This is a genomic window from Burkholderia sp. KL41 (assembly GCF_057005415.2).
The window spans coordinates 748,796-761,199 of sequence record NZ_CM189268.1 but is presented as its reverse complement, the minus strand read 5'-3'; the positions used below and the strand labels follow the sequence as shown (position 1 = coordinate 761,199).

The following is a 12,404-nucleotide window of genomic DNA, read 5'->3' as shown; positions in this document are numbered from 1 at the left end:
CACGCGGAACGCCGGCAAATTGCGGCATCATGGTGCCGCCGCACCCGCACGCGGTGCCCATATTCGACTGGAGACCCTGCATGCCGATAGCCCGGATTGAAACCCGCGACGCGATGGGCGACCCCGACGAGGTCTATCTGAACGCCGGCCACGTGCTGTGGATGTCGCTGCCGACCGCCGCGCAGCGGCGGCCGGGCGGCATGGCCATCCGCGTGGACGACCGCGTGAAGGGCGGTGCGTTGCTGATGGCCGACCAGCCGCCGGCCGCCCGGCTCCTTCAGGAGCTCGGCCCGTTCGTGACGGTGACGCTCGCGAACCCGTCGTCCGACTATCCGGACGGTCTCGTGCATATCCGCGCGCATGCGATCGTCAAGATCGCGACGGACGACCACGACAAGCCGCTCGCCGAGCGCACGCTCGGCTGGGTTCACGTCCGCGACGGCTCGGCGTTCAAGGTCAGGGATTACGCCGGCGTGGCCGCGTTATGGCAGGCGTCGGTCGCGGCGGCGTCATGAACCTGTCCGTCTCCGACATCACGCCGGAGGAACTCCGGCTGTTCGGCGACATCGTCGCCCGCCTGGAAGAACTGGGGCCGGTCGTCGACGTGCGGACGGTCGTGTTGCCCGCGATCACGCAGCTGATCCGCGCGGATTTCGCCGCGTCGTTCGATTGCGACGAACACACCGGCCAGTGGCGCAACGGGTTCGCGTACAACGTCGATCCGCTGCAGATCGCGCGGTACGAAGCGTGGTTCCAGCATATCGACCCGGTTACGCCGCAACTGTGCGCGCGCCGCGTGGCGACCTGCGTCGACGACGTGGTGAGCCGGCACGAGCTGGAACGAACCGAGTTCTACAACGATTTCCTGCGCCGCGGCGGCATGCATCACGGCATCAACGTCTACGCGTTCGACGGCGCGACGCACGTCGGCGACCTGCGCATCTGGCGCGCGCAAGGGCGGCCGGATTTCACCGAGCGCGACAAGCTGCTGCTGAACGGCATCGAGCCGTTTTTCCGGCGCGCGCTGCTGCGGCGGCGCCACGCATGCACGGGGCTGACCGAGCGCGAGAGCGACGTCGCGCGGCTCGTCGCCGCCGGTTACACCGACAAGGACGTCGCGCGCACGCTCGGCATCGGGCTGTCGACGGTCCGCACGCATCTGCGGCGCGTGATGGCGAAGAAGGGCGTCGCCAACCGCGCGAGCCTGGCCGCCGCGCTGGCGTGACCGGCGGCGCGGCCGTCGGCCGGGGTCATCCATTGTGATGATGGGCGTCAAAATCGGCACGCCCTACCTTGTAGCGATCTCCCGTGACGAGGAACGACGACGATGCCCACCCTGGAAACCCTGACGCTCACCGAAGCCCGGAACGCGATCCTGCGCCGGACGTTTTCCTGTGTCGAGTACGCATACGCGCTGATCGAGCGGCACGCACGCTGGCGCTACCTGAACGGTTTCACGTGCGTCGACGATGCGCGGTTGCTTGCCGAAGCGGCCCGCTGCGACCGCGACCTCGCGACGTCGGCCACCCCGCACGCGCTGCTGGGCCTGCCGATCGCGATCAAGGACAACATCGACACCGCCTGCCTGCCGACCGGCAACGGCACGCTGGCGCTGCACAACCGTGTGCCGCCGCAGCACGCGCCGGTGGTGGCGCGGCTGCTCGCGCACGGGGCGCTGATCGCGGGCAAGGCCAACCTGCACGAGCTGGCATTCGGCGTGTCGGGCAACAACCGCGTCACCGGCGCGGTACGCAACCCGTACGATTTCAACCGGATTCCGGGCGGTAGCAGCAGCGGCTCGGGCGCGCTGGTCGGCGCGGGCGTGGTGCCCGCCGCGCTCGGCACGGACACCGGCGGCTCGGTCCGGATTCCGGCCGCGTTGTGCGGCGCCGTCGGCCTGCGGCCGACCGTGGGGCGCTACCCGTCGGGCGGCGTGGCGCCGATTTCGCGCACGCGCGACACCGTCGGCCCGATCGCGCGGTCGGTCGAGGACATCGCGCTGCTCGACGCGATCCTGTCCGGTTCCGGTTCCGGTTCCGGCACCGGCGCGCCGACGTCGATGCCGGCGCGCAGCGCGTCGCGCCCCGTGCGCCTGGCCGTCCCGCGCACGACGTTCTGGCGCGGCCTCGCGCCGGACGTCGACGCGGTCGCGAATGCCGCGGTGGCGAAGCTGGAGCAGGCGGGATTCGAATGTGTCGACCTCGACCTGAACGACTATCCGGGGTTCTTCGACGACGAGCCGGCCGTCATCGCGATGTACGAATTCCGTTCGTCGATGCACGCGTACCTGGTCGAGAACGGCTACGAGCTGTCGGTCGACGACATCGTCGCGAACGTGGGGAGCCCGGACGTCGCGAAGATCGCCCGCCATGTCACCGGCCCCGACGGGATCGGCGAAGCGGCCTACCGCACCGCGCTCGACCGGCGGACGCGTTCGCGTGCCGCGTATCGGCAGTGCCTCGCCGACAGCGGTGCCGACGCGCTGGTCTTTCCGACGACGATCGCCACCGCGTGTCCGATTCCGGCGGGCGACACGATGATGCTCAACGGCGAAACCGCTTCGGTGTTCTCGACCTACATCCGCAATACCGAGCCGGGCAGCAATGCCGGCGTGCCGGGCATGACCATCCCGGCCGGGCTGACGGCGGACGGGCTGCCGGTCGGCCTCGCACTCGACGGCGCGGCCGGCACCGATCGCGAACTCATCGCGGTCGCGCTGGAGGTCGAGCGGGTGCTCGGGCGACTGCCGGCGCCGGACGACGGGTTCGGGGTCGAGGGCAGGTTGGGGGGGTATCCGGGCTGACGCCATGCCGCCGCGCTGCCATGTTGCCGCGCCGTGGACGCGGATGTGGATGTGGACGTGGACGTGGACGTGGCGGCGGCTGAATCGCCGATGCCGGCGGCGCTCGCCGCGAAGCCGGCCGGCATGCACGACCGGCGGATTCCGCTGACGCCGAACGGCCGTGGATCGGCACCTTGGGCGACGGGGGCGGCGCGGTCGCGATCGTGTGGTTCACGTTGCGGCCGCACGAGAGGCGGGCGGGGGCGCCGTCGCCGTCGCCGCACGCAGTATCAATGCGCGCCGGCGTTCGTGATTCCCGCTGCATCGAGCTGCCTGAGCTTCGCGTACAGCGTGGTGCGCGAGATGCCCAGTTGCCGCGCAGCGGCCGACACATTGCCGTCGTGCTCGTCGACCGCCCGGCGGATCGCGTCGAGCGACTGCTCGTGCAGGCTGGCCTGCGGGCTGGCGGCCGGTGCGGTGCCGCACACGTCGGCGGCGTCTTCCAGCGCATCGGATTGCCGCCGCATCGCCGCCCGATCGAGCGGTGCGCGCACGGCCCGCACCCAGATGTGGCTGCCGTCGTCGCGCGCGATCCGCTGCGGCGTACGCGCCGGTGTCAGCAAACGACGCTGCTGCGCGGGCGTCGCGCCGGGAAAGAGTTGCCGGAGATCGTGCGGTTCGATCGGCCCGGCCGGCGCGAGGTCGAGCATCTGCCGCGCGAGCCGGCTCGCCGCGCGCACGCGGCCGGCCTCGTCGAGCGCGACGACGCCCGCGAGCGGCGTGCCGAGCCAGCGCGGATCGTACTGCACCTGCAGCAGATGGCAGTCGCGCAGCATCGCATACAGCCGCTGCTCGGCGGACAGCGCCGCATGCCGGAACTGCTCGCGCAACTGCACGACATTGCGCCGGCCGACGCCGGTGATGTCCAGCGCGCCGATCACTTCCCCATCGAAACCGACCAGCGGCACCGCGAGACAGAACACGCGCGAGAATTCGTCGAGATAGTGCTGGGCGCCCGCGACGACCGCCTCGGTGCCGTCGTGAATCACGCAGCTCGGCGCGGTCGTGCCGATGTTCGGCTCGACGATCCGGCGCCCGGCGACGATCGGCGTCAGCAGCGTGTCGTCGCAATGCGGGCTGCGCCGCGCGTGGACGATCGTGCCGCGCGGATTGATGCAGAAGATCGTCCACTCGCTGCCGCCGAACGCGGCCCACAGCTGCTCGATTTCCTGCGCGACGCAGCGGGTCAGCCGGCGGTCCGCGCGCGATTCGTCGAGTTCGCGCTGCATTTCATAGCGGGCGGTTTGCCACGGCCGGAGCCCGGCGTCGCGCGAACGTAGCCACGAGCGCGCGACGCCGGCCGGCAACGCCGTTTCCGGCAGCGGTTCGCCCGCCGCGAAGCGGGCGCGGAGCCGGTCGAGGTCGACCGGCCGTGCAGGGGATTCGGGGGTTGCATTCACGCTGCGCTCCAGTTGGGTCGAAGGTTCGGGCCGGACGTGCCGGCCCGCGTGTCGCGCGAATGCGTAATATAGCCCGGCGCCCGCGGCGCGGTATTTTCGCGGCGGCTACGCCGCCGCACGAGGCCCATGCGCGCCCCCGGTCGCGATTTTCCCCGCGACCGGGGGCGTGTCGCCGCTCAATGCGGCAAACGCAGGATCGGCTTGAGCGTGATGCCGCGGCTGCTGTCCTCCGCGGCCTGGTTGATCTGTTCGAGCGGATAGAACTTCACCAGCCGGTCGAACGGAAACCGCCCCTGGAGATGCAGCTGGACGAGCTGAGGAATGAACGTCTGCGGCACGCTGTCGCCTTCGACGATGCCGCGGATCGAACGACCGCCGAGCAGCAGGTTGTTGACGTCGAATTCCGCCTTCGTCCCGAGCTTCGGCGCGCCGACCACGCCCATCGTGCCGCGTGAGCCGAGCGCTTCGATCCCTTGCGACAGCACGGCGGGCAGCCCGGTCGATTCGAGCGCGTAGTCGACCCCGCCGCCGGTGATCAGGCGGATCGCGTCGACGACATCGACTTCCTTGCTGTTGATCGTGTGCGTCGCGCCCAGCTCCAGCGCCAGCGCGAGCCGCGACGGCACGATGTCGACGGCGATGATGGTCGTCGCGCCGGCGACGCGCGCGGCCATCACGGCGCTCATGCCGACCGCGCCCGCGCCGAAGCTCGCGAAACTGCTGCCCGGGCGCACCGCGAGTGAATTGATCACCGCGCCGGCGCCGGTCTGGATCCCGCAACCGAGCGGCCCGAGCAGTTCGAGCGGCGCTTCCGGCGGCACCTTGATCGCGTTGTTCTCGCGCGCGAGCGCATAGCTGGCGAACGACGACTGCGCGAAGAAATGATCGTGCAGCGGCTGCCCGTGTTCGTCGCGGATCGCGGTCTGTCCGTCGGCGTCGGCGCCGCCGAAATTCAGCCCGAAGAACTGCCGGCAATACGCGCCGTGACCGCCGACACAGGACGGGCAGTGGCCGCACGCGCCGTAGGTGAGCACCACGTGGTCGCCCACGGCGAGCGTCTTCACGTTCGGGCCGACCGCCTCGACCACGCCGGCGCCTTCGTGACCGAGCACCGCAGGCAGCGGCACCGGGTAGTACTGGTCGCGCACGATCAGGTCGGTGTGGCACAGGCCCGTCGCGACGACACGCACCTGCACCTCGTCGCCGCGCGGCGCGCGCAGGCGGGCGGATTCGATCGAGAAGGGCGCGCCGGCCGCGCGCGCGACGGCCGCGGTGACGACGCGGGAATCGTTTTCCGTGTACATGTTCGGTCTCCTTGTCAAATCGGATACAGCGGCGCTTCACCCTTGATCGTCAGCCACTGCCACTGCGTGAACTCCTCCCAGTTTGCCGCGCCGCCGATGCTCGAGCCGTTGCCCGATGCGCCGACGCCGCCGAACGGGTTGATCACTTCGTCGTTGACCGTCTGGTCGTTGATGTGGAGCAGCCCGGTGTTCAGGCGCTCGCCGATCCTGAGCGCCCGGCCGACGTCGGCGGACAGGATCGCCGTCGACAGCCCGTATTCGGTGCGGTTCGCGAGCGCGATGGCGTCCTCGTCCGTATCGAACGGCACGACGACCGCGACCGGCCCGAAGATCTCCTCGTCGAACGCCGGGTTGCCCGGCGCGACGCCGCTCAGCACGGTCGGCTCGAAGAACAGGTCGCGATGGCCGCCGCCCGTCTCGACACGCGCGCCCGCGCGACGGGCCGCGTCCACCAGGCTCGCCGCATGGTCGAGCTGTGCGGCATTGATCAGCGGCCCGAGGCCGACGTCCGCGCTCGCGGGATCGCCGACGCGCAGGCTTCGCGCCTTCTCGACGAGCTTCGCGACGAAGCGGTCGTGAATGCCGCGCTGCACGAGCACGCGGCCGGTCGCCATGCAGATCTGGCCTTGATGCAGATACGCCCCCCACGCGGTATTGGCGACGGCGCGCTCGAGATCGGCGTCGTCGAGCACGATCAGCGAGTTCTTGCCGCCGAGTTCGAGCGAGACCTTCTTCAGGTGGCGGCCGGCGGCTTCGCCGACCTTGCGCCCCGCGGCGGTGGAACCGGTGAACTGGATCATCGCGACGTGCGGATCGGCAACCAGTGCGGCGCCGGCCGCGCCGTCGCCGGGCAGCACGTGCAGCACGCCTTCCGGCAGGCCGGCGAGCTCGAACACGCGGGCGATCGCGACGCCGCCGCACACGGCGGTACGCGGATCGGGCTTCAGCACGACCGCGTTGCCGAGTGCGAGCGCGGGCGCGACCGCGCGCATCGCGAGGTACAGCGGGAAGTTGAACGGCGAGATCACGCCAACGACGCCGCGCGGGCGGCGGCGCGCGAGCGACAGCCGGCCGGCCGCCGACGGCAGCACTTCGCCGGCCGCGCGCGACGGCAGCCCGGCTGCTTCGTGCAGCGCCTTGATCGTGACCGACGTTTCGAACGACGCCTTCGCGCGCGTCGAGCCGCTTTCGCGCACGAGCCAGTCGACGATCGCATCGAAGTGCGTTTCCGCGACGGTGGCCGCGCGGCGCAGGACCGCCGCGCGCTCGTCGTATGGCAGGCCGAACCATGCAGGCTGTGCGCGGTGCGCGGCGGCTGACGCTTCGGCCACCGCCGCGCCGTCCGCGAGGCCGAGGCGGCCGAGCGTGTTGCCGGTCGCGGGTTCGATCACGTCGGCCGCGTGCGGGCTGGCGTGCCAGCGTCCGTTGAAAGTCTTGCCGTGCCAGATGTCGGCGTCGAACAGTGCCGTGTTGCTGCTGCTATCCATGTACGCTCCTGAGGAAATTCCGACCCGCCGGATCGGGCCTTGCATCGTCCCGACCGGCATGCGCGCGAGGGTAGGCGGGCGCGGCGAAGCGGGGCTATCCGGGTTTCTTCCCACCCGCGGAGGGCGCGTGGAATGGGGAGCGTCTGCGAATTTGTGTGCGGAAACTGAACAGTCGTTGTGCGGATTGGTGCGGCACGCCGTCTGGGTGACCTGCGGCGGGATTTTGCAGCCACGCCCGATGAGTATCTTGGCCTCGGCGCGACCGCGGAATCATTCCCGATTAAATCGCTTCTCCCGCAGCGTGCCGTTGGAACCTTCAACGGAGTCGTTCTGCCAAGGGCGGCAAGAACGGACACAGCGTGTACGATCTGGTCTTCAAGAAAACCATCCAAGGAGAGCGGAATGAGTCCGGAACAGGCCCGAGCCGAAGAAACCCAGGCGATGGAGCGCATGGTGGCCGCCACGCTGCGCGTGCAGAGTACGTTCGCTTCGATGCAGAAGCAATTTCCGCCGCAAGGCAGCGGCGAGCCTTCGCCGTTCGCGCTGCAAACCTTTGATGCCGCCCTGCAGGAACTTGAAGACGCACAGGCCGCGTTCGATGCGCTGCTGAACGATCTGATCGACGGTAACCGCTAAAGGCTACGCCCTTATCTGCACCGATTGCCGACGATCTAAAAAGCTGTGTCGAACGGCCGCTTGAATCCATCGCCGACGGCGGCCGGCCGCCGGTCTGTGACGCATGACCGGCGCAGATCGACCCGTTCCAGTCATTCGGTGCAGCTGAGTCTGTGACCGATTTACAGTGGGAAGCGGACATTCTGAGTTTCACCGGTGCACCCCGTTACCTTACAATTCAACGCCCTATGCAACTCGCAAGCTGCAAGACCAAGCCAACGCAAGCGGATCCCCGGTGCTATCCCTGTTAGACCGCGGCGCGAGCGGAGCAATCACGGGACGCGCAAATTTGCGCGTGCGTGTAGTGCAGAAAAAGTTCCGGCGATAATGTCTCAATCGTGTTGGAATTGAGCTCAACGGGGAAACGCAATGACGAATACGAATGATCCACCGAAAGATCCCGCGCCGGGGCTGCCGAGTGACATCAGTGCAATGGTTCAAGAAGAACGAGAAGAAAGCGCTCGTCGGAGCTTAGACGAAAAGCTGACCGAAGCAGAGCGTACTGCGTTCTATGACCACTCATCTGACCGTGCGATGGGAGTCGTACTCGGTGCGATCGTCGAAAATCATTTGACCGAGGTACTCCGCCTGCTGATGCGTCGAGAAGAGGATCTTACCCGCGAGTTATTCCACCCAAGCGGCCCGCTCGGACCGTTCGGAACCAAGATTCGTCTCGCTTACATGTTGCGGATCATTGGGCCTGAGCTTTACCGCGACCTTATCGCTGTCAACAAGATTCGAAACAAATTCGCTCACGACCTCGATGTCGTCAGCTTTGACGATCCCCCAATCAAAGATTGGCTGCAGAATATGTACATCTGCGGCATCGTTAAGCGGATTACAAAGGAGGCTCAGGAAAGGATAGACAAAGGCGCAAGTGTGGACCATACAAAAGATTTCGTTGCGAGCGGCTTTATGTTGAGCACAAGAGACACGTACAGAGCTTGCCTTCGTTTTCTTGTTCACCAGATCGTTGACCAAGAGAATGAGATAAAGGCTGCTGAGGAAAAAATTAATAAAAAGTCATAGCGCATCGCTCCCAATTCTCGATAAGAAGATTTCCCGATCCGAAGTAAAGGTAAGCGAATGATTAATTCCCACTTGGTGGATTTTGCGGTAAGTGCCGCCGGATCTTTTTTCGGAGGCATGGGTGTAGTAATTGTGACACTAGGTCCGCGCGGATTGCGCTCAATTCGGGCAAGATTCGATCGGCCGAAGCTTCAGCCATTGCTCAAGCAATGTCCGACGGATTTGCTATTCGCTGTTGAAATAGGAGCACCGGCCAGCCGCGTACAGGAAATGTTGGGCTCGCCTAGTCGAACGTCTAGCAAATTGTGGGCATATCGGTATTTGGATGCTCTTGTAACGATCGACTTCTGCGACGAGTTGTCGGTGCAGACAGTTGCGCTTGCTCTAACGGTGAATAGGGGCACGTTTCAAGTTCCAATGTTTGAAGACATTCCTCCGCTCGGTAACCTAACATTGGCGGACGTGCTGGCATCAACGGGCGGCGCAGTCGAACGTCGTGACAGCCTGCGCCATGAAGAGCTCTTTACGCATACTCGCATCGGGCCAACCGGTGCTTGGACGAACTTTACTTTCGGTGCGTTGTGGCCACTTGCCCCTGGCTGCCTAGCGCCAACGGAATTCTCGTGGAATCGAGAGAAAGATGTTCTAGAGACCCCGCCGAACCTAGTTTCAGTGAACTGGGTGGCACTGTCAGCATCGCATGAACCTGCGTGGTTTCCCTGGGACCTGGGGTTGGGAGGACTAGTACCGACGAGACAGCGCCAGCATCCAGTAGTCAGAATCCGCGCATTGGCGCACGGTTGGTTAAGGCGCGGCAGATCTTGGTTCCTCCATCGTAGCCGCGTTGATCGCCAGGTTGATAAATAATTGTCTTCCGGCAACGCTGAGGGGTGCTTGGCCAGTTGATGAGCGATCTGCGTCCCGTTAAGCGAGAGCGCTGGCATGCAACTATCCACACCTCGTCTCTGGGAGGACCGCAATCAGCCTGGAGCGGTCAGTCCGCGGATCAGTTGAAAGGCGACTCATGGCCGACAGCGCCCGTCAGCCTCTGATGAACAACGGACATCGACAACGAACGTCGACACCCGCCAACCCGATTCCTTCCGGTTGTTCGCGGAAACAGATGCCGAAGCTGAAGCCCGGACGGCCAGCCGCACCATTTTCCGCGTCAGGAAAACCCTGATCGACTCGGCAGGCCGTCGGTTTCAGGCCGTTTTCCCGCCGCCACAAGCCGCCGCAGTGCGCCCCCGTCCAAACGGTACCCCGCACCCGCACGACCGCGCCCCATCAAGCCTCTCAGCCCGCATACCTAGCCAAAACAGGTATGGCGCACCGCAGTATTCAGCGTGATGAGCGTGAATTCAATACCTGTCAGGTATCAAAAATCCCGCCTAAAAGTATTGGACGCTCCATCTGGCCGGGACGTATAAATCGCCTCAAGAACTTCACCCCCACGGCGTGCCCCATGTCCTCCGTCACCATCGAACGTATCGAAACCCGCCTCGTCGACCTGCCGACGATCCGCCCGCACAAGCTGTCGGTGGCCACGATGCACGGCCAGACGCTGATGCTCGTGAAGGTGTTCTGCAGCGACGGTGTGACGGGCCTCGGCGAAGGCACGACGATCGCCGGCATGGCCTACGGCCCGGAAAGCCCCGAAGCGATGAAGCTCGCGATCGACGCGTACCTCGCGCCGGCGATCGTCGGCAAGGATGCGACGCGCATCCAGACGCTGATGGCGTTCCTCGGCAAGCTCGCGAAGGTCAATCACTTCGCGAAAAGCGCGCTCGAAACCGCGCTGCTCGACGCGCACGGCAAGCGGCTCGGCGTGCCGGTGAGCGAGCTGCTCGGCGGGCGCCGGCGAGATCGCCTGCCGGTCGCGTGGACACTCGCGTCGGGCGACACGGCCACCGACATCGCCGAGGCCGAGCGCATGCTCGACCAGCGCCGCCACAACGTGTTCAAGCTGAAGATCGGCGCAAAGGCGCCCGAGACGGATATCCGGCACGTGGCCGAGATCAAGAAGGCCGTCGGCGATCGCGCATCGGTGCGCGTCGACGTGAACATGGCGTGGAGCGAAACGCAGGCCGCGCGCGCGATTCCGGCGCTGGCCGATGCCGGCTGCGAACTGGTCGAGCAGCCGGTGGCCTCGGCCGCGGCGCTGGCGCGCCTGATGCGCCGCTTCCCGGTCGCGTTGATGGCCGACGAAATCCTGCAGGGCCCCGACAGCGCGTTCGAGATCGCGAAGCATCACGGCGCGGACGTGTTCGCGATCAAGATCGAACAGAGCGGCGGCCTGTTCGCCGCGCAACGCGTGGCCGCGATCGCGGACGCGGCCGGCATCGAGCTGTACGGCGGCACGATGCTCGAAGGCGCGTTCAGCACGGTGGCGTCCGCGCACCTGTTCGCGAGTTTCGCGAACCTGCAGTGGGGCACCGAACTGTTCGGGCCGCTGCTGATCACCGAAGAGATCCTGACGCAGCCGCTCGATTACAGCGACTTCGAACTGACCGTGCCGGACGGCCCCGGTCTCGGCATCGAACTCGACGAGGACAAGGTCAGGCGTTTCACCCGCGACGGACTCACCCGCGTCGCGTGGTAGCCCGAGTCACGCACAGCCGTCATTCCCCCCAAATACACGTGGAGACACCATCATGAGCGTCAAAGTTTTCGAAACCCGGGAAGTGCAGGATCTGCTGAAGGCCGCGTCGAACGCGGGCGCGGACAACCCGAAGGGCGGCAACGCGCGCACGCAGCAGGTCGTGCTGCGGCTGCTCGGCGACCTGTTCAAGGCGATCGACGATCTCGACATCACGCCCGACGAAGTGTGGGCCGGCGTGAACTACCTGAACAAGCTCGGCCAGGACGGCGAAGCGGCGCTGCTCGCGGCCGGCCTCGGCCTCGAGAAGTTTCTCGACATCCGGATGGACGCCGAGGACGAAGCGCTCGGCCTCGACGGCGGCACGCCGCGCACGATCGAAGGGCCGCTGTACGTCGCCGGCGCACCGGTGCGCGACGGCGTCGCGAAGATCGACCTCGATGCGGACGACGGCGCGGGCCCGCTCGTGATCCACGGCACGGTCACCGGTGTCGACGGCAAGCCGGTGGCCGGCGCGGTGGTCGAGTGCTGGCATGCGAACTCGCACGGCTTCTACTCGCACTTCGACCCGACCGGCAAGCAGAGCGACTTCAACCTGCGCGGCGCAGTGAAGACGGGCGCCGACGGCAAGTATGAATTCCGCACGCTGATGCCGGTCGGCTACGGCTGCCCGCCGCAGGGCGCGACGCAGCAGCTGCTGGACAGCCTCGGCCGCCACGGCAACCGCCCGGCGCACGTGCACTTCTTCGTGACCAGCGACGGCCACCGCAAGCTGACGACCCAGTTCAACATCGACGGCGACCCGCTGATCTGGGATGACTTCGCGTATGCGACCCGCGAGGAGCTGATCCCGCCCGTCACCGGCAAGACCGGCGGCGCCGCGCTCGGCCTGAAGGCCGACGCGTACCAGGACATCGAGTTCGACTTCGTCCTGACGCCGCGCGTCGAGGGCAAGGACAACCAGATCGTCGAACGCCTGCGCGCTTCCGCCACGGCATAACCGCCCGACGGCACGGCGGCGCGCAGGCGCCGCCGCCGGCCGGGTTCCCGCGAGATTCAACCGATTAC

Annotated in this window: 10 protein-coding genes; 7 read left to right on the top strand and 3 right to left on the bottom strand. The window is 66.8% G+C overall.

The window, feature by feature from the left end; all coding sequences use genetic code 11:
- The first annotated feature begins 80 nt into the window (after nt 1-80).
- From PQB87_RS37450 to iaaH, 3 genes are all read left to right on the top strand, one after another.
- Nucleotides 81-515, top strand: coding sequence for a hypothetical protein (locus PQB87_RS37450; RefSeq protein WP_233344789.1), 435 nt, complete (start codon nt 81-83; stop codon nt 513-515).
- Entirely contained in the window at nt 512-1,225 is a 714-nt protein-coding gene (locus PQB87_RS37445; RefSeq protein ID WP_489244445.1) for a helix-turn-helix transcriptional regulator, read from the top strand. Before PQB87_RS37450 ends, PQB87_RS37445 begins: the two co-directional genes overlap by 4 nt.
- A gap of 102 nt (nt 1,226-1,327) precedes the next feature.
- A complete protein-coding gene (iaaH, locus tag PQB87_RS37440) occupies nt 1,328-2,803 on the top strand; it encodes an indoleacetamide hydrolase (RefSeq protein ID WP_489244444.1) in 1,476 nt (491 codons plus the stop codon).
- 269 nt (nt 2,804-3,072) lie between these two features.
- Here the strand turns inward: iaaH and PQB87_RS37435 are convergent, their stop codons facing one another.
- From PQB87_RS37435 to PQB87_RS37425, 3 genes are all read right to left on the bottom strand, one after another.
- The gene (locus PQB87_RS37435; RefSeq protein WP_226143653.1) at nt 3,073-4,242 is read right to left on the bottom strand and encodes a helix-turn-helix domain-containing protein; all 1,170 of its coding nucleotides are present in this window, start codon (nt 4,240-4,242) and stop codon (nt 3,073-3,075) included.
- 176 nt (nt 4,243-4,418) lie between these two features.
- Nucleotides 4,419-5,546, bottom strand: a complete 1,128-nt coding sequence (locus PQB87_RS37430) for an NAD(P)-dependent alcohol dehydrogenase (RefSeq protein ID WP_489244443.1) — start codon at nt 5,544-5,546, stop codon at nt 4,419-4,421.
- A 14-nt stretch (nt 5,547-5,560) separates the two neighbouring features.
- On the bottom strand, nt 5,561-7,033 hold the full coding sequence (locus PQB87_RS37425) for a benzaldehyde dehydrogenase (RefSeq protein ID WP_489244441.1): 1,473 nt from the start codon (nt 7,031-7,033) through the stop codon (nt 5,561-5,563).
- A 402-nt stretch (nt 7,034-7,435) separates the two neighbouring features.
- Here PQB87_RS37425 and PQB87_RS37420 point away from each other — a divergent pair, with 402 nt between their 5' ends.
- The 4 genes from PQB87_RS37420 to catA all read left to right on the top strand — a co-directional run bounded on the left by PQB87_RS37420 (nt 7,436) and on the right by catA (nt 12,336).
- Nucleotides 7,436-7,669 carry a hypothetical protein gene (locus PQB87_RS37420; protein ID WP_009691834.1) on the top strand — a complete coding sequence of 78 codons (234 nt, stop codon included), beginning with the start codon at nt 7,436-7,438 and terminating at the stop codon, nt 7,667-7,669.
- 408 nt (nt 7,670-8,077) lie between these two features.
- Nucleotides 8,078-8,737, top strand: coding sequence for an MltR family transcriptional regulator (locus PQB87_RS37415; RefSeq protein ID WP_489244439.1), 660 nt, complete (start codon nt 8,078-8,080; stop codon nt 8,735-8,737).
- A 1,465-nt stretch (nt 8,738-10,202) separates the two neighbouring features.
- Entirely contained in the window at nt 10,203-11,339 is a 1,137-nt protein-coding gene (locus tag PQB87_RS37410; protein ID WP_489244437.1) for a muconate/chloromuconate family cycloisomerase, read from the top strand.
- A gap of 52 nt (nt 11,340-11,391) precedes the next feature.
- Nucleotides 11,392-12,336 carry a catechol 1,2-dioxygenase gene (catA, locus tag PQB87_RS37405; protein ID WP_489244435.1) on the top strand — a complete coding sequence of 315 codons (945 nt, stop codon included), beginning with the start codon at nt 11,392-11,394 and terminating at the stop codon, nt 12,334-12,336.
- The last annotated feature ends 68 nt before the right edge of the window (nt 12,337-12,404 follow it).

What these genes read in the sequence shown, in the direction of transcription:
- catA (WP_489244435.1), top strand. Translation starts at nt 11,392, where the DNA reads ATGAGCGTCAAAGTTTTCGAAACCCGGGAAGTGCAGGATCTGCTGAAG.
- PQB87_RS37425 (WP_489244441.1), bottom strand. Translation starts at nt 7,033, where the DNA reads ATGGATAGCAGCAGCAACACGGCACTGTTCGACGCCGACATCTGGCAC.
- iaaH (WP_489244444.1), top strand. Translation starts at nt 1,328, where the DNA reads ATGCCCACCCTGGAAACCCTGACGCTCACCGAAGCCCGGAACGCGATC.
- PQB87_RS37420 (WP_009691834.1), top strand. Translation starts at nt 7,436, where the DNA reads ATGAGTCCGGAACAGGCCCGAGCCGAAGAAACCCAGGCGATGGAGCGC.
- PQB87_RS37445 (WP_489244445.1), top strand. Translation starts at nt 512, where the DNA reads ATGAACCTGTCCGTCTCCGACATCACGCCGGAGGAACTCCGGCTGTTC.
- PQB87_RS37430 (WP_489244443.1), bottom strand. Translation starts at nt 5,546, where the DNA reads ATGTACACGGAAAACGATTCCCGCGTCGTCACCGCGGCCGTCGCGCGC.
- PQB87_RS37410 (WP_489244437.1), top strand. Translation starts at nt 10,203, where the DNA reads ATGTCCTCCGTCACCATCGAACGTATCGAAACCCGCCTCGTCGACCTG.
- PQB87_RS37450 (WP_233344789.1), top strand. Translation starts at nt 81, where the DNA reads ATGCCGATAGCCCGGATTGAAACCCGCGACGCGATGGGCGACCCCGAC.
- PQB87_RS37415 (WP_489244439.1), top strand. Translation starts at nt 8,078, where the DNA reads ATGACGAATACGAATGATCCACCGAAAGATCCCGCGCCGGGGCTGCCG.